This window comes from Mesorhizobium sp. dw_380 (assembly GCF_018588885.1).
In the GTDB taxonomy this organism is placed as follows: Bacteria; Pseudomonadota; Alphaproteobacteria; order Rhizobiales; family Rhizobiaceae; genus Mesorhizobium.
In genome coordinates this window covers 67,726-88,553 of the sequence record NZ_JAFFIW010000013.1, presented here as the reverse complement: position 1 = coordinate 88,553, position 20,828 = coordinate 67,726, and the positions used below count along the sequence as shown (strand labels likewise).

Sequence of the window (20,828 nt, the reverse complement as noted above, 5' to 3'; positions counted from 1 at the left end):
AAACCTGATCGTCACCACTCAGGTGTTGTCCAGCCCGGATATTTTTCTCTGAACTCGCGGTATAGGGCGTCTATTTCCGCTTTGCTGACCGGGCGCTCCTGTTCATAGAGGTAACCCTTGACGTTGCCGGACAGCTGATATTCCGCAATGCGCTTATAGGCGGCACCGATGCTTTTCCCTTCCACAATATCCTGGTTCGGCATCGTAACGCAGATCTGCGCATCCAATCGCAAATGGGTGACGGGAGGGTCGGTTACGACGACATATCTCGACTTCAATGTGTTCGGGACGAATTGGTCGCGACTATCCACTTGGCAGGACCACTCGATGTGAGGGTGCAGGTCTCTTCTCAGGGCGAACAACAGCCAGCTGTTCATGACAGAGCCTGAAGCAAATACCGAAAAACGGTCCTCCGGTCGCATTTCCCTAATGAGGTCATCGGTAAGGCGTCTGTATTCAGAAAGATTGTCAAGGTGAAGAGGAAGCGTGTCTTCCCTCGCATAAACATAGTTGATCGGAGACAGCAACTGACGGCCGATCGGAAAAAAGGTGCCCAAAAAAGCGAGTCCGGCGGCAACGACTATGATGGCGGCCGATAATCGCGGTCTCAGCGCCGGCATCGAAACGATCGCAACGATTGCCTGGGCATATGCGGGGAAGAGCCAAAGAAACATTGGCATTGAATGATGGAGGTCCGGATCTTGCGTCCGGGTGAATAGAAGAAAGGTTAATACCGAGGCAAGGGCACAGAACAATGAAAAGCTGTTGCGGCGCATAGCAGAGATATAAATGCCCAATACGATCAACAGCCAGTTTACATAGCTGAGCCGCGACCCCACCTTGCCAATCTGCGAAAAGAAGTCTGTTTTGTAGCCGCTGTAAAGGTCACCATAGCTGGTCCCCAGAATCCTGAGGATCAGAGGTTGCTGGAAGGCCAACGCGGCTCCGGCAATAACCAAGATCGCACACACGCCTCCCAGCGCAGCCTTGCGGAGCACCGGAAAATCCCGGTCCTTGGCGACCTGCAAAAAACAAAAGATTGCCGCGGAAAGAGCGATGCCTATGACAGAATATGCATACCAGCGGCGAAGCACGAACGCCAACCACAGGCATATGCCGACGCTTATTCCATTGATCACCGGTTCGCGGATCAGGAACCTTGATTTCCAAAGACGATAGGTTGCCGCGGAAAGTGCGAGACAGCCGGCAATATCCGGCCATCCACGAAGCGTCGCCGCCCAGAATGGCGTGTAGAGAAAGGCTGCGATCCATACGATGAGCCAGCTTCGGGAGGGCGATGTCTCGGAGACCGCCTCCAGGTAGCTCATTCTTCCTATGAAAAGGGCGGTCGGTATCAGGTAAACCGCGACTGTTCCGGCGACGTATGAAAGCCTCGAACCGCCAAAGAGTATGTAAAACGGCATCAGGGGGGCCAAAATTGCCGTACTGTAATCATCCGTCGCTATGGAGGTCCTCAGTTGGCGCAACCACTGAACAGGGCCATCAACCAAGAGCGCACCCTGCTGGTCGAATACATCGAAATAGGCAGCGAAATCCCAATAATATATCGGCTCTTCAAGGCTTACATATATGGCTACAAACGCAACGCCGAGTAAAATTGTACATAGATAAGTTTTTATCCAGAATCCGAAAGTTTCGTTCTTCGTCACTTGAGGCCGCCAAAGAAAGCAAGAGCAGGGCTGTCGAGGCCAAACCGGAACTCCTGCCGATGCAGCGAGGAGCGTTCCGGTCAGCAGGAGTCCACGCGATTCGGAACAAGAACTACTAAGAGCTTGAGGGAGATGTATACTTGAACCGGCGACCACCGCAAGCGTTCAAAACGCCCCTCACTCCGCGCGTGCGCTAAAGTAGTCAGGCCTGATATGAGAAATATGCTTAATGCCGCCAGCGAAGCCGGCGGCATTGAGAAATTTAAGCTCAGGTCGTCCCTGCCTTCTTCGGTTTGGTCGAGCCGATCATCTTCCAGTTCTTGTAGAACATGGAATTGATGCGTTCGACGCTGACCGAGACAACCGCGAGCATGCCGGCGATTAGCCCGGGAACCGGGGACGGCCTGATAATGTCCATGAACACGCAATAGCGGCGGCCATCAAACTCATTGACCGAGCGATGCAGCAACGTGTCGTCGAAAATGAACAGCGGATTGTCGTACCAGTAATTCTTGACGTTGCCGCATTCGACGAAGATCTCCGACTTCACCGGCACCAGATTGTAGAGGATGCGCAGGCTGAGCCGCAGCGGGCCGAAGTGCCAGGAGGTCGATTCGCGCTTGCTGAAGACGGAAACGGCGATGGTCTTGATGTATTTGAAGTCCTTGTTGAACTCGGCGACGTTATCGATCCTGTGCTTGCCGTACCATTGGTAGACATACATGCCGCGCCGGCCGACGCCGAAATTGGCGTCGATATCGGCGATGATCTCGTCCTTGCGCGCCTTGAAAATGTCCAGGACCTCATTGACCTCGCGCTGATAGTCGGCGGGAAACTGTTCCAGTTTCCACACGCCGGGATTCCTGTAGCAGAGCAGATCGACCAGCAGATTGAACGGCGACAGCAGCCATGTGAACAGGCCGTTGCCAAGGAAGTAACCGCTGAACAGCGACAGGTCCTTCCTGTCGTTGCGCAGCACATCGATCAGGCCGCAGACGATGAAGATCGTCGTGAGGATAGGGATGAAATAGAAGCCAAGGGCGAGAAGCGGGATGGCGATGGCAAATTTGCGAAGGGATTTGCGAAGGGTTTTTGTCATTTTTCCACGCGCGGAGCGCGATCCTGTTGCGAATGAGTGTGCCAAATCACGGCAACGACCACCGCCCGGCCGTGCGCCTTGATAAGGTTTTTTGGGTCACCGCACAACGCCTCGTGGCCCGGCGGCTGCCTGATGGAATGTGCCAGATTTCGGTCAATGCACCGCTGGCAAGCCGAGGTCGACCGAAACCCGCTCCTCTTCCAGCCGCTTCGGCCATGGCATAAGCACCAGCATTGCGGCCAGCAGCGCGTGGAGAACAATTGCGGTTGAGGTGTCCCATGGCGAGGCCTCGCTTGGAAACGTGACGACCACCGGGCCGCGCAAGCCGGTTATTCCCGCTCTTTGCGCAGCTTTGCCCAATAATCTAGCCGCTTGCGGATATCGCGCTCGAAACCGCGCTCAGGCGGATCATAGAAGGTCTGGCGGCCCATCTTCTCCGGAAAATAGTCCTGGCCCGAAAAAGCGTCCGGCTCATCATGGTCGTAGCGATAGCCCGCGCCGTAATCCTCTTCCTTCATCAGCTTGGTCGGCGCGTTCAGAATATGCTTTGGCGGCAGCAGCGAGCCATGCTGCTTAGCTGCCTGTGTGGCCGCCTTGAAGGCGGTGTAGACGGCATTGGATTTGGGCGCGGTGGCGAGATAGACGGTGGCCTCGGCGAAAGCGAGTTCGCCCTCCGGGGAGCCGAGATAATCATACGCGTCCTTGGCGGCATTGGCGACGACCAGCGCCTGCGGATCGGCAAGACCGATGTCCTCCATCGCCATGCGCACCAGCCGGCGCCCGAGATAGAGCGGATCCTCGCCGGCGTCGAACATGCGCGCGAGGTAGTAGAGTGCGGCATCGGGATCCGAGCCGCGCACGGATTTGTGCAGCGCCGAGATCAGATTGTAGTGGCCATCCTGGCCCTTGTCATAGATCGGCGCACGGCGCTGGACGATGCGCTGCAGGCCTTCGGGATCGAAGATCTCGCCAGGCTTGGCGGCACGCCAGACTTCCTCGGCGAGCGTCAGCGATGCGCGCCCGTCGCCATCGCTCATGCGGATCAACATCGCCCGCGCCTCGTCGTCGAGCGGCAGCGCCCTGCCCTCCGCCTCCTCCGCCCGCGTCATCAGCTTGGCGATGCTCTCCTCGCCGAGCGAATGGAAGACCATGACCCGCGCGCGGGACAACAGCGCCGCGTTGAGTTCGAAGGAGGGGTTTTCGGTCGTGGCACCGACCAGAACCACCGTCCCATCCTCCATGACGGGGAGGAAGGAATCCTGTTGGGTGCGGTTGAAGCGATGAATCTCATCGACGAAAAGCAGGGTCTGGCGACCGTTGGCGCGGCGCAGCTTGGCGGCCTCAAAGACCTTCTTCAGATCGGCGACACCGGAAAACACCGCCGATATCTGCTCGAAGGCAAGCCTGGTCTCGCCGGCAAGCAATCTTGCCACCGTGGTCTTGCCGGTACCGGGCGGCCCCCAGAAGATCATCGAGCCGAGCGAACCGGAACCGATCAGCCGGGTCAGCGCGCCATCGGGTCCAGTCAGATGTTCCTGGCCAACGACCCGGCCGAGATTCTTCGGACGCAACCTGTCGGCCAGCGGCCGCCCGGTCGGCGCCTTTTCCGGTTCGTCAACGCTGAACAGATCGGCCATCTATGTCTCAGGTTGGAGCACGGCCCTTCCGGATCGAGCTCAATAGCGCAACACCTGGCGCAGTATCTGCCCGCCGCGCTCGACGGTAAAGCGCCACCAGCGCGTATCCTGCTGGGCGACCTGAGCCAGCACCGCTGCCGTGTCGATGGTGGTGCCGTTGACCTCGCGCACGATGTCGCCCGGCAGGAAGCCGAAGTCGGCGGCAGGCGAATCGCGATTGATATCGATCACCGTCACGCCCTTGAGATCGGTGCGCAGGCCGAGCTTCTGGGCCAGCCGTGGCGACAGTTCCGCGACCTTGGCGCCCGAGAACGGGCTGCGGCCATGCAGCGTCACTTCCGAGGCTTTCGCCCCCTCCGGCGCGCGCTCCAGCGCGACGTCCATCGCCGCCTGCTGGCCCTTGGTCAGGATCGCGAAATTCGCCTTGGTGCCGATCGACAGCGTCGCCATGCGATAGTCCAGCGCCTCGATGCTCTCGACGGGCTTGCCATTGACCTGCAGCACGACATCGCCGGGCTTCAGCCCTGCCTTGCCCGCCGGGCCTGCGGCATCGACCGAAGAGACCAGGGCCCCGTTCGGCTTTTCCATGCCAAGCGATTCGGCGATCTGCGGCGTCACCGCCTCGAACTCGGCGCCGATGTAAGGGCGCTCGAAGAAGTCGAGGCCGGCCTTGGCGGCATCCGCAAACGCCCGCACCATATTGGCCGGGATGGCAAAGCCGATGCCGATCGAGCCACCGCTGCGGCTATAGATGGCCGTGTTGATGCCGACCAGCTGGCCACCCATGTTGATCAGCGCGCCACCGGAATTACCGGGATTGATGGCGGCGTCGGTCTGGATGAAGTAGCCCGAATCCGAGACGCCGATATGGCTGCGGGCAAGTGCTGAAACGATGCCGCTGGTGGTGGTCTGGCCGACGCCGAAGGGATTGCCGATGGCCAGCACCAGATCGCCGACCTCGAGCGCGTCGGAATCGCCGATGGCGATGACCGGGAATGGCTTGTCGGATTCGATCTTGAGCACGGCAAGATCGAGCGTCTCGTCCTTCAGCATCACCTTGCTGGTGAATTCGCGCCCGTCGGCGGTCGCCACCTTGACCTCGTCGGCGTCTTTGATGACGTGGAAATTGGTGACGATGACACCGCTCGGATCGACAAGAACGCCCGAGCCGAGCGAGGACTGCGCGCGCGGCTGAGCGCGGCCGAAAAACTCCTCGAAGAAAGGATCGCCCTCGAAAGGCGACGTGACCTTGGCCGTCTGCGAGGCATAGACATTGACCACGGCGGGCGCCGTCTGCTTGACCAGCGGCGCGAACGACAGTTGCACCTCCTCGCGGCCGAACGGCACCCGCTTGTCCGGACCGGAGGTGGCGTTCTCGCCTTCGACGCCGTGCAGCAGGTCTGTCAGCACATCGGAGAGACCGGGATCCGCCTTGGGTGCGGTACCCTCGGCAAGAGCGTGCCTGACCGTCGGCGCGGCTGCGAACGCCATGAAGGCGCAAAGCAGAACAAGGGACAGTCTTTTGGCGCGCATTGCGAATCCTCCAAGCGAGTTCGGGCGCATTGTCCCGACGAATGTGCAAAATGAAAGGCTAGGCCGCCGAAATCCGATTATTTTCGCGCCAGCCGATCGTTTAGGGCACGCCTTGGCGCCCGGAATATGAAAAAGGGGCCCGCAGGCCCCTTTAATTCTCTCTGGCAAGACGAAGCGTTATGCGGCAGCGGCTTCCGCGTCGGTGCCTTCGGCTTCGATGCGGGCGCGGTCGCCGGCGCCCTTGGCCGAGGTGTCGCGATCGACGAACTCGATGACGGCCATGGCGGCATTGTCGCCGTGACGGAAGCCCGCCTTCATGATGCGCAAATAGCCGCCGTTGCGGGTGGCGTAGCGCGGAGCGATGGTGTCGAACAGGCGCTTGACGACGCCTTCATTGCCGATCTGCGCGATCACCTGGCGGCGGGCGTGCAGGTCGCCGCGCTTGCCGAGGGTCACCAGCTTCTCGACGATCGGACGCAGGTCCTTCGCCTTCGGCAGGGTGGTGACGATCTGCTCGTGCTCGAGCAGCGACACGGCAAGATTGGCAAACATCGACTTGCGATGGCTTATGCTGCGGGCGAACCGGCGGCCTTTAAATCCATGGCGCATGGCTCTTCTCCTGGTGTTGTGGGCGGTTGGCCCGGCTGTTTCGTTTCGTGAATGGTCAATAGTGAATAGTGAATGGAAGGGCCCTAGCTCTCCGAAGTCGCCGACCAGCGACCATTCACCATTTCACCATTCTCAATTCACCAGTCAGTATTGATCTTCGTAACGCTTGGCGAGGTCTTCGATGTTTTCCGGCGGCCAGTCCGGCACTTCCATACCGAGATGCAGGCCCATTGCCGCCAGGACTTCCTTGATCTCGTTCAGCGATTTGCGGCCGAAGTTCGGGGTGCGCAGCATCTCGGCTTCGGTCTTCTGGATGAGATCGCCGATATAGACGATGTTGTCGTTCTTCAGGCAGTTGGCCGAACGCACCGAAAGCTCGAGTTCGTCGACCTTCTTAAGCAGTGCCGGATTGAAGGCAAGTTCGGTGACGGCTTCCGCTGCGACTTCCTTCTGCGGCTCGTCGAAGTTGACGAACAGGCCGAGCTGGTCCTGCAGGATGCGGGCGGCGAAAGCCACCGCGTCCTCGCCGGAGATCGAACCGTCGGTCTCGATGGTCATGGTCAGCTTATCATAGTCGAGAACCTGGCCCTCACGGGTGTTCTCGACTTTGTAGGAGACCTTCTTGACCGGCGAATACAGGCTGTCGACCGGGATCAGGCCGATCGGTGCATCCTCGGCGCGGTTGCGCTCGGCCGGCACATAACCCTTGCCGGTATCGACGGTGAACTCCATGCGGATCTCAGCGCCTTCGTCAAGCGTGCAGATGACGTGGTCGGGGTTGAGGATCTCGACATCGCCAACCGTCTGGATGTCGCCGGCGAGAACCGCACCCGGTCCCTGCTTGCGAACGACCATCCGCTTGGGGCCATCGCCTTCCATGCGGATGGCGATTTCCTTGATGTTGAGGACGATATCGGTCACGTCCTCGCGCACGCCGGCGATGGACGAGAATTCATGCAGAACACCGTCGATCTGCACGGCGGTGACAGCCGCACCGCGCAGCGAAGACAGAAGCACGCGGCGCAGCGCGTTGCCGAGGGTGAGGCCAAAGCCGCGCTCGAGCGGCTCGGCGACCAGCGTGGTCAGCGTCTTCTTCTTCGACGAGAACTCGATCTTGTTCGGCTTGATCAGTTCCTGCCAATTTTTCTGGATCATGATGCTTTCCTTCCGTTGACCCGCCACCATCCAATCGTGGCGGGCGACCTGGAATACCGCGGAGGAACGCCTTTGGCGTTCGCGCGGCGTTCGATAATGTTAGACGCGGCGCTTCTTGCGCGGGCGGCAGCCATTGTGCGGGATCGGCGTCACATCACGGATCGAGGTGATGGTGAAGCCGGCCGCCTGCAGTGCGCGCAGCGCGGATTCGCGGCCCGAGCCAGGTCCGCAGACCTCGACTTCGAGCATGCGCATGCCGTGTTCCTGGGCCTTCTTGGCAACGTCCTCGGCCGCCATCTGGGCGGCGAACGGGGTCGACTTGCGCGAACCCTTGAAGCCCTGGGCACCGGCCGACGACCAGGCGATCGAATTGCCCTGCGCGTCGGTGATGGTGATCATCGTGTTGTTGAAGGTCGAATTGACGTGGGCAACGCCCGACGAGATATTCTTGCGTTCGCGACGGCGAACACGAGCGGCTTCCTTGGCCATGATAGTCCTTTCAGTTGATCTCTACACCGCCGTAATGCCAGCGGCTCCACCTTTGAAAGCGAGTTGTGAGTAGGGAATAGCGAATAGGGACCCCTACTCGCTAATGGCTACTCGCTATTCGCTCAAATTACTTCTTCTTGCCGGCGATCGACTTGGCCGGGCCCTTGCGGGTACGTGCGTTGGTGTGCGTGCGCTGACCGCGAACCGGCAGCGAGCGGCGGTGACGCAGGCCGCGGTAGCAGCCGAGGTCCATGAGCCGCTTGATATTCATCGAGACTTCGCGGCGCAGGTCGCCTTCGACCTGGTAATCGCGGTCGATGGTCTCGCGGATCTGCAAGACTTCCGCGTCGGTCAGCTGGTTGACGCGGCGTTCGGCGGGGATGCCGACCTTGTCGACGATCTCCTGGGCGAACTTCTTGCCGATGCCGTGAATGTACTGAAGCGCGATGACGACGCGCTTGTTGGTCGGAATGTTGACGCCGGCTATACGAGCCATGTTCTTCTCTTCTCCATGTGGGCCGGCCAACCCTCAAAAACAAGGTAGGCCCGGCGCTGTCAAAGTTGCCCCGCGTCCGGTGGAGACCGGCCCTTGCGGGAGTTTCCAGTTCAAAGCGACTGCCTTGCCCTTGCGGACAAGCAAAGTGCGCACCTGATAGGAAGACGGGCCGCCATACCGCAGCGAACCGCTTCCGTCAAGCGTAATCGTTATTTTCCTCTACCGCGCCCTGGCAGCGGCCGCGAGCACCGCTTCGATCTCGGCGGTCACCGCGTCGATGCTGGCCATGCCGTCGACAGTCCGGAGCCTGCCCTTGGCGTAATAGTAGCCGGTCAGCGGAGCGGTCTTCTTGTAGTACTCGCGCAGGCGCTCTTCGAACACCGCGGGATTGTCGTCCTTGCGGACCGGCAGGCCGGCCGCCTTGGCATCCTCGGCGCGTTTGACGATGCGGCCGACCAGAGCCCTGTCGTCAACGACCAGTTCGATGACCGTGTCGAGGCTGATGCCACGATCCGAAAGCATCGATTCAACCGCATCGGCCTGCACCAGCGTGCGCGGATAGCCGTCGAGGATAAAACCCCTGGCGCAATCGGGCTGATCAATGCGCTCGGCAACGATGGCGTTGACGATGGCGTCGGACACCAGCTCACCAGCATCCATCACGGCCTTGGCCCGCTTGCCGACTTCGGTACCGGCCTGAACGGCGGCACGCAGCATGTCGCCCGTCGAAAGCTGAGGTATGCCGTATTTTTCTACCAATCTTTGTGCTTGTGTCCCCTTGCCCGCTCCTGGCGGCCCAAGCAAAATCAACCTCATCTGGCTTTCTTCCCCCCGCGCAGCTTCGACTTCTTGATCAGGCCTTCATACTGGTGCGCGATCAGGTGGCCCTGAATCTGCGCAACCGTATCGAGCGTGACACTGACCACGATCAGAAGCGATGTGCCACCAAGGTAGAATGGTACGCCAGTCGCCGAGATCAGGAACTCCGGCAGCAGGCACACCAGCACCAGATAGATGGCGCCGACGACGGTGATGCGGGTGAGAACGTAATCGATGTAATCGGCGGTCCGCTCGCCAGGACGATAGCCCGGGATGAAGCCCGAATGCTTCTTGAGCTGGTCGGCGGTGTCCTTCGGATTGAAGACAATCGCTGTGTAGAAGAAGGCGAAGAACACGATCATCGCCGCGTAGAAAGCCATATAAAGCGGCTGACCGTGACCGAGCGAGGCAAGGATGGCGCTCGCCCAGGCCGGCATGTTGGTCGTCTGCGAGAAACCGGCAACGGTGGCCGGCAGCAGGAGCAGCGACGAGGCGAAGATCGGCGGAATGACGCCCGACGTGTTGAGCTTCAGCGGCAGGTGCGAAGTGTCGCCCTGGAACATGCGATTGCCGACCTGGCGCTTCGGATACTGGATCAACAGGCGGCGCTGGGCGCGCTCAAAGAACACGATGAGCGCGATGACAACGATGGCCAGAACGATGATCGCCAGGATCAGGCCGGTCGACAGGGCGCCGGTGCGGCCGAGTTCCAGCGTGCCGGAAATGGCATGCGGCAGGCCGGCGACGATGCCGGAGAAGATGATCAGCGAAATGCCGTTGCCGATGCCGCGCGCGGTGATCTGCTCACCGAGCCACATCAGGAACATGGTGCCGCCGACCAGCGTGACGACGGTCGAAATACGGAAGAACATGCCGGGATCGCTGACGATGCCGTTGCCGTTCTCCAGCCCCACCGAAATGCCATAGGCCTGAACGAGTGCGAGCAGCACGGTGCCGTAGCGCGTGTACTGGTTGATGACCTTGCGGCCCTGCTCGCCTTCCTTCTTCAGCGATTCCAGCGACGGGATGACCGAGGTCATCAGCTGCATGATAATGGAGGCGGAAATGTAGGGCATGATGCCGAGCGCGAAGATCGCCATGCGCTGCACGGCGCCGCCGGCGAACATGTTGAACATGCCGAGCACGCCCTTGCTCTGCGAGGAGAAGGCCTGGGCAAAGGCATCCGGATTGATACCGGGAAGCGGGATGTAGGTGCCGAGGCGGTAGACGAGCAACGCGCCGATGGTGAACCAGATGCGTTTCTTCAGGTCCTCCGCCTTGGCGAAGGCCGAGAAATTCAGATTCGAGGCTAGTTGTTCAGCAGCCGAAGCCATGCCTGATTCTCCGCTTGGTAACGCTTGATGGCCCGTGAGGTCAGGCGGTGCGTTTCACCGAAGCTCACGAGATAAGCTCCGGGCTGTAAACATGCAAGCGGCCGCGTTGACGCGGCCGCCTAATTGAGCAGATCAAAGCGCAATCGTGAGCAAAAAACAGATCCCACTCTTGCCGATCGCGCTTCAAATCGCCGTTACTCGGCGGCTGCCTTTTCCGGCAACTTGACCGAGCCGCCGGCCTTTTCGATCTTCTCGATCGCGGCCTTGGAAGCGCCGGCCACGTCGAAGGCAAGCTTTGCCTTCAGATCGCCATCGGACAGGACGCGCACGCCGTCCTTGACGCGGCGGATGACGCCGGCGGCGACAAGCGCCTCGGCCGTCACGGTCGCCTTGGCGTCGAGCTTCTTGGCGTCGATGGCGGCCTGGATGCGGGCCAGCGAGACGACGACAAAGCTCTTGGCGAAGATGTTGTTGAAGCCACGCTTCGGCAGACGCCGATAGAGCGGCATCTGGCCACCCTCGAAGCCGTTGATGGCGACGCCGGAGCGTGCCTTCTGGCCCTTGACGCCGCGACCGGCGGTCTTGCCCGAGCCGGAGCCGATGCCGCGGCCGAGACGCTTCTTGGAATGCGTCGCGCCGTCCTTGTCACGCAGATCGTTGAGTTTCATCTGGGTTCTCCTGCGCTTTGGCTCAGCCCTCGTCCACGACGCGGACGAGATGCTGAACGGCGGCGATCATGCCGCGCACGGATGGCGTATCTTCCAGGGTGCGCTGCTTGTGCATCTTGTTGAGGCCGAGGCCGACCAGCGTCGCGCGCTGCTCCTTCGGACGGCGGATCGGCGAACCGATCTGCTCAACGGTGATGGTCTTGGTTGCTTTCTTGGCCATGGTCAAAATCCCTGGTCAGATCGACTATTCTTCAGCCGCAACGGCGGTGCCGCGGCGGGCCTGAAGGGTCGAATACTTGATGCCGCGCGCGGCAGCCACATCCTTGGGATGCATCTGGCTCTTCAGCGCGTCGAAGGTGGCGCGAACCATGTTGTAGGGGTTCGACGAACCCATCGACTTGGCGACCACGTCATGCATGCCGAGCGTCTCGAAGACAGCGCGCATCGGACCGCCGGCGATGATGCCGGTACCCTGCTTGGCGGCGCGCAGCAGCACGCGTCCGGCGCCCCAGCGTCCTTCGACGTCGTGGTGCAGCGTGCGGCCCGAGCGCAGCGGCACGAAGATCATGTCGCGCTTTGCCGATTCGGTCGCCTTGCGGATGGCTTCCGGCACTTCGCGCGCCTTGCCATGACCAAAGCCGACGCGGCCCTTCTGGTCGCCGACGACGACGAGTGCGGCGAAGCCGAAGCGGCGGCCACCCTTGACGACCTTGGCGACGCGGTTGATGTGGACCAGCTTGTCCACCATGCCGTCGTCGCGCTCTTCACGCTCGCGGCCGCGGCCGCCGTCCCTACGTTCCTGTGCCATATCCTGTTCCTTGTTTTTTTCCGGAAGCACGGTTGCTGATAAGATCCGGCGCCTCTTTGGGTCACCGGGGGCGAAAGTTTCTTAGAATTAGAAGCTCAAGCCGCCTTCGCGAGCAGCTTCCGCCAGCGCCTTGACGCGGCCGTGATAGATGTAGGCGCCACGGTCGAAGACGACTTCCTTGACGCCAGCCTTGGTGGCACGCTCGGCGATCAGCTTGCCGATCGCGGCGGCGGCGGCGGTATCGGCGCCGGTCTTGAGCGAACCCTTGAGGTCCTTCTCCAGCGTCGAAGCGGCAGCGATGGTGTGGCCCTTGGCGTCGTCGATCACCTGAACATAGATGTTCTTCGAGGTGCGGTGTACCGACAGACGCGGACGCTCGCCCGCGACCTTCCTGATCTGACGACGAACGCGCTGCGCACGACGCTGCGTGGATTCCTTGGTACCCATGATGGTCTTCCTTGCCTTCAAAAAACGGGGGCCGCCATGTGCGGTAGGCGAAAGCGCCTCCCGCGACCGCTCCCCGCGGCGTTACACTTCTTTAGCTTGGCCCTTTCCGAAAAGTCTTCAACTTTTCAGGGCCAAGCCCACTACTTCTTCTTGCCTTCCTTGCGGACGATCTTCTCGCCGGCGTAGCGGACGCCCTTGCCTTTGTAAGGCTCGGGGCCACGGTACTCGCGGATCTCCGCGGCAACCTGGCCAACCTGCTGCTTGTCGATGCCGGCTACGGTGATCTCCGTCGGCTTCGGCACCGTGATGGTGATGCCAGCCGGCGTCTCGTAGACGACGTCATGACTGAAGCCAAGTGCCAGCTGCAAGTTCTTGCCCTGAAGTGCGGCACGATAGCCGACGCCGGTGATCTCGAGCTTCTTCTCGAACCCGTCCTTGACGCCATGCAGGATGTTGACGATCTGCGTGCGCGACATGCCCCATTTGGAGCGGGCGGTCTTGGTCTGGTCGCGCGGCTGGACAGCGATCTCGCTGCCTTCCATCTTGACCAGGACTTCGTCGTTCACCACGAACTTCAGCTCGCCCTTGGGGCCCTTCGCCGTCACGGTCTGGCCGTTGACGGTCGCGGTCACGCCCTGCGGCAGCGAAACGGGTTTCTTTCCAATACGAGACATTTTGTTGTCCTCGTCACTTCTCTTGTTTCAGGTCTCGGTCTTCGGGAGCGATCCGAAGACCGGATTCCACTTTGCGGTCAGCTGCCAGATCAGAAGATCTGGCAGAGGATCTCGCCGCCGACATTCTGTTCGCGTGCTTCGTGGTCGGCCATCACGCCCTTCGGTGTCGAAAGGATGGCGATGCCGAGGCCGTTGGCGACGTGCGGGATCGACTTGGCCGAAACGTAAACGCGACGGCCCGGCTTCGAGACGCGGGCGATTTCGCGCACGACCGGCGCACCGTCGAAATACTTCAGCTCGATTTCGATTTCGGACTTGCCGTTGTCGAAGTCGGTCTGGCTGTAGTCGCGGATGTAGCCTTCAGCCTTCAGCACGTCGAGGACGCGGGTGCGCAGACGCGAGGCGGGCGTCGAGACACTCGACTTCTTGCGGCCGTAGGCGTTGCGGATGCGGGTCAGCATATCGCCGAGAGGATCGCTCAATGACATGTTATGTCCTCCTTACCAGCTCGACTTGACCAGGCCCGGGATCTGGCCGTTGTTGCCGAGATCACGAAGCGCGATGCGCGATACTTTGAGCTTGCGATAGTAGGCACGCGGGCGGCCGGTGACTTCGCAGCGGTTGCGGATGCGGATCTTGGCCGAGTTGCGCGGCAGGGCAGCAAGCTTGAGCTGAGCGCGGAAGCGCTCTTCCATCGGCTTGGACTGATCCATGATGATCGCCTTCAGCGCAGCGCGCTTGGGACCGTATTGGTCGGCAAGCTTGCGGCGCCTGTTGTTCTTCTCGACTGAGCTGGTCTTTGCCATTTCAGATTTTTCCTTTTCTCGCTGCCGTTACTGGCGGAAGGGGAAGTTGAAAGCCTTGAGCAATGCCCTGGCTTCGTCGTCCGTCTTCGCAGTCGTACAAACGATGACGTCCATGCCCCAGATCTGATCAACCTTGTCGTAGTTGATCTCCGGGAACACGATGTGCTCCTTGATGCCCATGGCGTAGTTGCCACGGCCATCGAAGCTCTTGGGGTTCAGTCCGCGGAAGTCGCGGACGCGCGGCAGTGCGATGTTCACGAGGCGGTCGAGGAACTCGTACATACGTTCCTTGCGCAGCGTGACCTTGGCGCCGATCGGCATGTTCTCGCGGACCTTGAAGCCGGCGATCGAATTGCGGGCGCGGGTGACGACGGCCTTCTGGCCGGCGATCATCGCCAGGTCTTCGGCCGCAACCGAGGGCTTCTTCGAATCGGCGGTCGCTTCGCCGACACCCATGTTCAGCACGATCTTGTCGAGGCGCGGAACCTGCATGTCGTTGTCGTAGCCGAACTGCTCCTGCAGCGCCTTGCGGATGGTCTCGTTGTAGACCTGCTTGAGGCGCGGCGTGTTGGTTGCAGTCGCCTGCTTGGTTTGAGCCTTAGCCATTGATGACTTCTCCCGAGCGCTTGGCGACGCGCACCTTCTTGCCGTCCTTCTGGAAGATGAAACCGACGCGGGTCGGCTTGCCATCCTTGGGGTCGGCCAGCGCGATGTTCGACAGCTGGATCGGCGCTTCCTTGGTGATGATCCCGCCCTCTTGGGACTGGGACTGCTTCTGGTGACGACGGATCATGTTGACGCCGCGCACCAGCGCGGTGTCATCCTTCGGCTGAACCGAGAGGACTTCGCCCGAACGGCCCTTGTCCTTGCCGGCCAGCACGACGACCTTGTCGCCTTTTCTAATCTTCTGCATTGGTCCGGCTCCTTACAGCACTTCAGGCGCGAGCGAGATGATCTTCATGTGGTTCTTGGCGCGGAGTTCGCGCGGAACCGGTCCGAAGATACGCGTGCCGATCGGCTCTTTCTTGTTATCGACGAGAACGGCCGCGTTCTTGTCGAAACGGATCACGCTGCCGTCCGGGCGGCGGATGTCCTTGGCCGTGCGAACCACGACCGCCTTCATCACATCGCCCTTCTTTACGCGGCCGCGCGGAATGGCTTCCTTGATCGACACCACGATGATGTCGCCCACGGAAGCGTATTTCCGCTTCGAGCCGCCCAGCACCTTGATGCACATGACACGACGGGCGCCGGAATTATCCGCGACGTCGAGGTTTGTTTGCATCTGAATCATGACTGGCCGCCTTCTTCTTTTCTAACGGGACGGGTTCTTCACCCCTCCCCGGTCTGTCCAAAATTCGTTTGTTTTACGCCTGGTCCGAAGACACGACGATCCAGCGCTTATCCTTGGAAATCGGCTTCGATTCCTGGATGAACACCTGATCGCCAACCTTGTGGGCGTTGTTCTCGTCGTGCGCCTTGTACTTCTTGGTCATGCGCACGGTCTTCTTCATCACGGGATGCGTGAAGCGCCGTTCGACCTTGACGACAACCGTCTTCTCGTTCTTGTCGCTGACGACGGTGCCCTGCAGAATGCGCTTTGGCATGGTTTTCGTCCTTAAGCCTTCTTGGCCGCGGACTTTTCCGCAGCGATGGTCTTGATACGCGCAATGTCCTTGCGGACCTGCCTCACGCGCGCGGTCTTCTCGAGCTGGCCGGTGGCCTTCTGGAAGCGCAGGTTGAACTGCTCCTTCTTCAGGCTGGCCAGGTCGTCGGTCAGCTGGTCCTGGGTCTTGGTCCGGATGTCTTCGGCTTTCATGATCAGCCCGTCCTTATTCTGCGATGCGCTGTACGAAGCGCGTCCTGACCGAGAGCTTGGCCGCGCCGAGACGCAGCGCCTCACGGGCGGTTTCTTCATTGACGCCGTCGATCTCGAACATGATGCGGCCCGGCTTGACGCGCGCCGCCCAGTAATCGACCGCACCCTTGCCCTTGCCCATGCGGACTTCGGTCGGCTTCGACGTGACCGGCAGATCCGGGAAAATGCGGATCCAGACGCGGCCAGCGCGCTTCATTTCGCGAGTGATCGCGCGGCGGGCCGCCTCGATCTCACGCGCGGTGACGCGGTTCGGCTCAAGCGCCTTCAGCCCGAAACCACCGAAATCCAGGTTGGTACCGCCCTTTGCGGTACCATGGATACGGCCCTTGAACTGCTTGCGGAACTTTGTGCGCTTTGGCTGCAGCATCGTTCTAACTCCAAATTCCTAAATGTCTCAGGCGTTTTCGCGACGACGACCGCGCTCGCGATCACCACCACCGCCATGTGCAGCATCGCCCTCGGTCGCACGACGCTCCGAAGCCATCGGGTCGTGCTCGAGGATCTCGCCCTTGAACACCCAGACCTTGACGCCGCAGATGCCATACGCCGTGTGAGCCTCGGCCGTGCCGTAGTCGACATCGGCGCGCAGCGTGTGCAGCGGCACGCGACCTTCGCGGTACCATTCCATGCGCGCGATCTCGGCGCCGCCGAGACGGCCGGAGCAGTTGATGCGGATGCCTTCGGCACCGAGGCGCATCGCCGACTGCACGGCGCGCTTCATGGCGCGGCGGAACGCGATACGGCGCTCGAGCTGCTGGGCGATCGACTGGGCGACCAGGGTCGCGTCGATTTCCGGCTTGCGCACTTCGACGATGTTGAGGTGCGTCTCGGACTTCGTCATCTCCATCAGCTTCTTGCGGAGCTTCTCGATGTCGGCGCCCTTCTTGCCGATGATCAGACCCGGGCGCGCCGCATGGATGGTGACGCGGCACTTCTTATGCGGGCGCTCGATCACGACCTTCGAGATCGCGGCCTGCTTGAGTTCCTTCTCAAGATACTTGCGGATCTTGATGTCCTCATGCAGCAGCTTGCCGTACTCGCCGGTGTTCGCGAACCAGCGCGAATCCCAGGTGCGGTTGATGCCGAGGCGAAGACCGATCGGATTAACTTTCTGGCCCATTATGCGGCCTCCCCTTTTTCTTCGACTTCACGAACGACGATCGTGAGGTGCGAGAACGGCTTCTCGATGCGGCTGGCGCGACCACGGCCACGAGCGTGGAACCGCTTCATGACGATCGACTTGCCGACATAGGCTTCCGCCACGATCAGCGCATCGACATCCAGGTCGTGGTTGTTTTCAGCGTTGGCAATCGCCGATTCCAACGTCTTCTTGACCGTGCCGGAAATCCGCTTGGCCGAGAATTCGAGATCGGAAAGCGCTGTCGCGACCTTCTTGCCGCGGATCAGCGCGGCAACCAGGTTCAGCTTCTGCGGGCTGATACGGATCGTGCGCAACACGGCGCGCGCTTCGTTGTCAGCAAGCCTGCGCGGAGCTTTGGCCTTGCCCATGATTATTTCCTCTTCGCCTTCTTATCCGCGCCGTGACCGTAATAGGTCCGCGTCGGAGCGAATTCACCGAACTTATGACCGACCATGTCCTCGTTCACCGAGACGGGAACATGCTTCTGGCCGTTGTAGACACCGAAGGTGAAGCCGACGAACTGCGGCAGGATGGTGGAGCGACGGCTCCACATCTTGATCACCTCATTGCGACCACCTTCACGAACCTTGTCCACCTTCTTGAGAAGGTAGCCGTCGATGAAGGGGCCTTTCCAAATAGAACGAGTCACTTGGCGTTACCTCTTCTTAGCTCTTGCGCTGATGGCGCGAGCGCAGGATGAACTTGTCGGTCGCCTTGTTGGACCGCGTCTTCTTGCCCTTGGTCGGCTTGCCCCACGGGCTGACCGGATGACGGCCACCGGAGGTGCGGCCTTCACCACCGCCATGCGGATGGTCGACCGGGTTCATGGTCACGCCGCGATTGTGCGGACGCTTGCCGCGCCAAACCGTGCGGCCGGCCTTGCCGTCGTTGATGTTGCCGTGGTCGGGGTTCGACACGGCACCGACGGTGGCCATGCAGGAGCCGTGAACGACACGCTGCTCGCCCGAGTTAAGGCGCAGGATCGCCATGCCCTGGTCGCGACCGACCAGCTGGGCGTAACCGCCAGCCGAACGAGCGACCTGGCCGCCCTTGCCCGGCTTCAGCTCGATGTTGTGGACGATCGTGCCGACCGGCATCGATGCCAGCGGCATCGCATTGCCCGGCTTCACGTCGACCGCTTCGCCAGCCACGATCTTGTCGCCGGCGGCAAGGCGCTGCGGGGCGATGATGTAGGACAGCTCGCCATCGTCATACTTGATCAGCGCGATGAAGGCGGTGCGGTTCGGATCATATTCAATGCGCTCGACCGTACCGACGACGTCGAACTTGCGGCGCTTGAAGTCGATGATGCGGTACGAACGCTTGTGACCACCGCCGATGAATCGGGCGGTGATGCGGCCGTAATTGTTGCGGCCGCCCGACTTGGTCAGGCCCTCGGTCAGGCCCTTTACAGGCTTGCCCTTGTAGAGGCCCGAGCGGTCGACGATGACCAGCTGGCGGGTGCTCGGCGTTACCGGGTTGAATTTTTTCAGTGCCATTGTTGTTGTCCTCGCGGCCTTGCTCAGAGACCCGTCGCGACGTCGATCGACTGGCCGTCGGCCAGCGTCACAACCGCCTTCTTGACGTCGCTCTGGCGGCCGATCGTGCCGCGGAAGCGCTTGATCTTGCCCTTGCGGACAAGCGTGTTCACGGCCATCACCTTGACGCCGAACAGCGCTTCGACGGCGGCCTTGATTTCCGGCTTCGACGCCTTCTTGGCGACGTTGAAGACGACCTGGTTTTGCTCGGAAGCCATGGTCGACTTTTCAGTGATCGCCGGGCTGACGATCACGTCGTAGTGACGAAGGTCGGTCATTTAAAGCGCTCCTCGAGAGCCTCGACGGCGGCCTTCGAAAGGACCAGCGTGCCGCGGCGCAGAATGTCGTAGACGTTGATGCCCTGGATGGGCAGCACGTCGATGTTGGGGATGTTGGTCGCGGCCAGCTTGAAGTTCTTGTCAAGCTCGGCGCCACCAATCACCAGGGCGTTGGTCAGGCCCAGCGTCGCGAAATTCGCGATCAGCGCCTTGGTCTTGGCCTCGGTCAGCTTCAGCTCGTCGATGATGATGATCGACGCGCTCTTGGCCTTGGCCGAGAGAGCATGCTTCAAGCCCAAAGCGCGCACCTTCTTCGGCAGTTCATGCTCATGGCTGCGAACGACCGGGCCGTGGGCCTTGCCGCCGCCGCGGAACTGCGGAGCGCGTGCCGAATGGTGACGGGCGCGGCCCGTACCCTTCTGCTTGTACATCTTAGCGCCGGTGCGCGCGATTTCGGCGCGGCCCTTGGTCTTGTGCGTGCCCTGCTGCTTCTTGGCAAGCTGCCAGCGCACGACGCGCTGCAGGATGTCCTCGCGCGGATCAAGGCCGAAAATCCCGTCAGAGAGTTCCACCTTGCCGGCGTCCTTGCCGCCGAGCGTTGTGATCTTGAGATCCATTATTCCGCTCCCTCTGTGGCCGGAGCCTCGTTCTTAGCAACAGCGCGGATCGCGGCAGGCTTCGGCGCATTGGCCGGCAGTGCTACCTTGGCCGCGTCGCGGACCAGGATCCAGGCGCCCTTCGATCCGGGAACCGCTCCGCGGATCAGGATCAAACCGCGGTCGGCATCGGTCGAGACAATCTCGACGTTCTGCGTCGTCACGCGGGTGTCGCCCATGTGACCAGCCATATGCTTGCCCTTGAACACCTTGCCGGGGTCCTGGCGCTGGCCGGTCGAACCGTGCGTACGGTGCGAGACCGAGTTACCGTGGGTCGCGCGGCCACCACCCATGTGGTGACGCTTGATGACGCCCTGGAAACCCTTGCCGATCGTCGTGCCCGTCACATCGACCTTCTGGCCGGCGACGAAGTGCTCGACCGTGATCTCGGCGCCGACATCGATCATGTTGTCGGCGGAGACGCGGAACTCGGCGACCTTCGCCTTCGGCTCGACGGAAGCGGTCGCGAAATGGCCGCGCATCGCCTTCGACGTGTTCTTCACCTTGGCGAGGCCAACGCCGAGCTGAACGGCGGTGTAGCCATTCTTCTCCTGCGTGCGCTGCGCCACGACCTGGCAGTTCTCCATCTGGAGAACGGTGACGGGAACATGTTCCCCGGCATCGTTGTAGATGCGGGTCATTCCCACCTTCTTTGCAATCACACCTGAACGCATCGGTTCAATTCCTTTAGAGTTCCGGGCCAGGGGCACCGCCCCTTACCGCGCTCTCATTCCCTTAGAGCTTGATCTCGACGTCGACGCCGGCGGCCAGATCGAGCTTCATCAAAGCATCGACGGTCTGCGGGGTCGGATCGACGATGTCGAGCAGACGCTTGTGCGTGCGCATCTCGAACTGCTCGCGGCTCTTCTTGTCGACGTGAGGCGACCGGTTGACCGTGAATTTTTCGATCCGCGTCGGCAGCGGAATGGGGCCGCGGACGTTTGCCCCGGTGCGCTTGGCCGTCGACACGATTTCCTTCGTCGAGGCGTCGAGCACGCGGTGGTCAAACGCCTTCAGGCGGATGCGGATATTCTGTCCGTTCATGCGTCACTTCCTTGTTCTGGCGCGGCGCGGGCAACTTCCGCGCCCGCG

Annotated in this window: 32 protein-coding genes; all 32 read right to left on the bottom strand. The window is 61.2% G+C overall.

The genetic code is table 11. The features are described from left to right. Window positions 1-11: 11 nt before the first annotated feature. Window positions 12-1,670 (bottom strand): hypothetical protein, encoded by a 1,659-nt coding sequence (locus tag JT360_RS15560; RefSeq protein ID WP_214472524.1) that lies wholly within the window; start codon window positions 1,668-1,670, stop codon window positions 12-14. A gap of 268 nt (window positions 1,671-1,938) precedes the next feature. Next, complete coding sequence (locus JT360_RS15555; protein WP_214472523.1) at window positions 1,939-2,769, bottom strand: aspartyl/asparaginyl beta-hydroxylase domain-containing protein; 831 nt, start codon at window positions 2,767-2,769, stop codon at window positions 1,939-1,941. 153 nt (window positions 2,770-2,922) lie between these two features. Continuing rightward, window positions 2,923-3,093, bottom strand: a complete 171-nt coding sequence (locus JT360_RS15550) for a hypothetical protein (RefSeq protein ID WP_214472522.1) — start codon at window positions 3,091-3,093, stop codon at window positions 2,923-2,925. A 5-nt stretch (window positions 3,094-3,098) separates the two neighbouring features. Then, entirely contained in the window at window positions 3,099-4,406 is a 1,308-nt protein-coding gene (locus JT360_RS15545) for a replication-associated recombination protein A (protein ID WP_214472521.1), read from the bottom strand. A 39-nt stretch (window positions 4,407-4,445) separates the two neighbouring features. Continuing rightward, window positions 4,446-5,939, bottom strand: a complete 1,494-nt coding sequence (locus JT360_RS15540; RefSeq protein WP_214472520.1) for a DegQ family serine endoprotease — start codon at window positions 5,937-5,939, stop codon at window positions 4,446-4,448. Window positions 5,940-6,116: 177 nt separating this feature from the next. Beyond that, complete coding sequence (rplQ, locus tag JT360_RS15535) at window positions 6,117-6,548, bottom strand: 50S ribosomal protein L17 (RefSeq protein WP_214472519.1); 432 nt, start codon at window positions 6,546-6,548, stop codon at window positions 6,117-6,119. A gap of 144 nt (window positions 6,549-6,692) precedes the next feature. After that, a complete protein-coding gene (locus JT360_RS15530; protein WP_006205443.1) occupies window positions 6,693-7,703 on the bottom strand; it encodes a DNA-directed RNA polymerase subunit alpha in 1,011 nt (336 codons plus the stop codon). A gap of 99 nt (window positions 7,704-7,802) precedes the next feature. Beyond that, a complete protein-coding gene (gene rpsK, locus JT360_RS15525; protein ID WP_006205444.1) occupies window positions 7,803-8,192 on the bottom strand; it encodes a 30S ribosomal protein S11 in 390 nt (129 codons plus the stop codon). Window positions 8,193-8,319: 127 nt separating this feature from the next. Continuing rightward, complete coding sequence (rpsM, locus tag JT360_RS15520; protein WP_006205445.1) at window positions 8,320-8,688, bottom strand: 30S ribosomal protein S13; 369 nt, start codon at window positions 8,686-8,688, stop codon at window positions 8,320-8,322. Between the two features lie 219 nt (window positions 8,689-8,907). Then, window positions 8,908-9,504 (bottom strand): adenylate kinase, encoded by a 597-nt coding sequence (locus JT360_RS15515; RefSeq protein WP_214472518.1) that lies wholly within the window; start codon window positions 9,502-9,504, stop codon window positions 8,908-8,910. Further along, window positions 9,501-10,841 (bottom strand): preprotein translocase subunit SecY, encoded by a 1,341-nt coding sequence (gene secY, locus JT360_RS15510; RefSeq protein WP_214472517.1) that lies wholly within the window; start codon window positions 10,839-10,841, stop codon window positions 9,501-9,503. Before secY ends, JT360_RS15515 begins: the two co-directional genes overlap by 4 nt. Window positions 10,842-11,035: 194 nt before the next feature. Next, entirely contained in the window at window positions 11,036-11,509 is a 474-nt protein-coding gene (gene rplO / locus JT360_RS15505) for a 50S ribosomal protein L15 (protein WP_214472516.1), read from the bottom strand. A gap of 22 nt (window positions 11,510-11,531) precedes the next feature. Then, window positions 11,532-11,729: a 50S ribosomal protein L30 gene (gene rpmD / locus JT360_RS15500; protein WP_006205449.1), complete on the bottom strand. Its 198-nt coding sequence runs from the start codon at window positions 11,727-11,729 to the stop codon at window positions 11,532-11,534. Window positions 11,730-11,753: 24 nt separating this feature from the next. Then, the gene (gene rpsE / locus JT360_RS15495) at window positions 11,754-12,317 is read right to left on the bottom strand and encodes a 30S ribosomal protein S5 (protein WP_036260404.1); all 564 of its coding nucleotides are present in this window, start codon (window positions 12,315-12,317) and stop codon (window positions 11,754-11,756) included. An 87-nt stretch (window positions 12,318-12,404) separates the two neighbouring features. Then, on the bottom strand, window positions 12,405-12,764 hold the full coding sequence (rplR, locus tag JT360_RS15490; protein WP_123167957.1) for a 50S ribosomal protein L18: 360 nt from the start codon (window positions 12,762-12,764) through the stop codon (window positions 12,405-12,407). A gap of 140 nt (window positions 12,765-12,904) precedes the next feature. Continuing rightward, window positions 12,905-13,438, bottom strand: coding sequence for a 50S ribosomal protein L6 (rplF, locus tag JT360_RS15485; RefSeq protein ID WP_027051776.1), 534 nt, complete (start codon window positions 13,436-13,438; stop codon window positions 12,905-12,907). Between the two features lie 89 nt (window positions 13,439-13,527). Continuing rightward, complete coding sequence (gene rpsH / locus JT360_RS15480) at window positions 13,528-13,926, bottom strand: 30S ribosomal protein S8 (RefSeq protein ID WP_006205453.1); 399 nt, start codon at window positions 13,924-13,926, stop codon at window positions 13,528-13,530. A 12-nt stretch (window positions 13,927-13,938) separates the two neighbouring features. Next, on the bottom strand, window positions 13,939-14,244 hold the full coding sequence (gene rpsN, locus JT360_RS15475) for a 30S ribosomal protein S14 (protein WP_010909282.1): 306 nt from the start codon (window positions 14,242-14,244) through the stop codon (window positions 13,939-13,941). Window positions 14,245-14,271: 27 nt separating this feature from the next. Next, entirely contained in the window at window positions 14,272-14,850 is a 579-nt protein-coding gene (gene rplE / locus JT360_RS15470) for a 50S ribosomal protein L5 (RefSeq protein ID WP_135880289.1), read from the bottom strand. Further along, on the bottom strand, window positions 14,843-15,157 hold the full coding sequence (gene rplX, locus JT360_RS15465; protein ID WP_006205456.1) for a 50S ribosomal protein L24: 315 nt from the start codon (window positions 15,155-15,157) through the stop codon (window positions 14,843-14,845). The genes rplE and rplX overlap by 8 nt, the downstream gene beginning before the upstream one ends. Before the next feature lie 12 nt (window positions 15,158-15,169). Further along, a complete protein-coding gene (gene rplN, locus JT360_RS15460) occupies window positions 15,170-15,538 on the bottom strand; it encodes a 50S ribosomal protein L14 (protein ID WP_006205457.1) in 369 nt (122 codons plus the stop codon). Between the two features lie 73 nt (window positions 15,539-15,611). Continuing rightward, on the bottom strand, window positions 15,612-15,851 hold the full coding sequence (gene rpsQ / locus JT360_RS15455) for a 30S ribosomal protein S17 (RefSeq protein WP_010909280.1): 240 nt from the start codon (window positions 15,849-15,851) through the stop codon (window positions 15,612-15,614). Window positions 15,852-15,862: 11 nt separating this feature from the next. Then, window positions 15,863-16,063: a 50S ribosomal protein L29 gene (gene rpmC, locus JT360_RS15450; RefSeq protein ID WP_006205459.1), complete on the bottom strand. Its 201-nt coding sequence runs from the start codon at window positions 16,061-16,063 to the stop codon at window positions 15,863-15,865. Between the two features lie 13 nt (window positions 16,064-16,076). Next, window positions 16,077-16,490, bottom strand: coding sequence for a 50S ribosomal protein L16 (gene rplP / locus JT360_RS15445; RefSeq protein ID WP_027026963.1), 414 nt, complete (start codon window positions 16,488-16,490; stop codon window positions 16,077-16,079). A 27-nt stretch (window positions 16,491-16,517) separates the two neighbouring features. Beyond that, window positions 16,518-17,243 carry a 30S ribosomal protein S3 gene (rpsC, locus tag JT360_RS15440; protein ID WP_027028840.1) on the bottom strand — a complete coding sequence of 242 codons (726 nt, stop codon included), beginning with the start codon at window positions 17,241-17,243 and terminating at the stop codon, window positions 16,518-16,520. Further along, window positions 17,243-17,632, bottom strand: coding sequence for a 50S ribosomal protein L22 (gene rplV / locus JT360_RS15435; RefSeq protein ID WP_006205462.1), 390 nt, complete (start codon window positions 17,630-17,632; stop codon window positions 17,243-17,245). The genes rpsC and rplV overlap by 1 nt, the downstream gene beginning before the upstream one ends. 2 nt (window positions 17,633-17,634) lie before the next feature. After that, window positions 17,635-17,913, bottom strand: coding sequence for a 30S ribosomal protein S19 (rpsS, locus tag JT360_RS15430; protein ID WP_006205463.1), 279 nt, complete (start codon window positions 17,911-17,913; stop codon window positions 17,635-17,637). Window positions 17,914-17,929: 16 nt separating this feature from the next. Continuing rightward, complete coding sequence (gene rplB / locus JT360_RS15425) at window positions 17,930-18,763, bottom strand: 50S ribosomal protein L2 (protein ID WP_010909276.1); 834 nt, start codon at window positions 18,761-18,763, stop codon at window positions 17,930-17,932. Between the two features lie 23 nt (window positions 18,764-18,786). Beyond that, window positions 18,787-19,080: a 50S ribosomal protein L23 gene (locus JT360_RS15420; protein WP_006205465.1), complete on the bottom strand. Its 294-nt coding sequence runs from the start codon at window positions 19,078-19,080 to the stop codon at window positions 18,787-18,789. Then, window positions 19,077-19,697, bottom strand: a complete 621-nt coding sequence (gene rplD / locus JT360_RS15415; RefSeq protein WP_214472515.1) for a 50S ribosomal protein L4 — start codon at window positions 19,695-19,697, stop codon at window positions 19,077-19,079. Before rplD ends, JT360_RS15420 begins: the two co-directional genes overlap by 4 nt. Continuing rightward, window positions 19,697-20,410 carry a 50S ribosomal protein L3 gene (rplC, locus tag JT360_RS15410; protein ID WP_027026957.1) on the bottom strand — a complete coding sequence of 238 codons (714 nt, stop codon included), beginning with the start codon at window positions 20,408-20,410 and terminating at the stop codon, window positions 19,697-19,699. The genes rplD and rplC overlap by 1 nt, the downstream gene beginning before the upstream one ends. Window positions 20,411-20,471: 61 nt before the next feature. Next, window positions 20,472-20,780: a 30S ribosomal protein S10 gene (rpsJ, locus tag JT360_RS15405; RefSeq protein ID WP_010909272.1), complete on the bottom strand. Its 309-nt coding sequence runs from the start codon at window positions 20,778-20,780 to the stop codon at window positions 20,472-20,474. Window positions 20,781-20,828 lie beyond the last annotated feature (48 nt).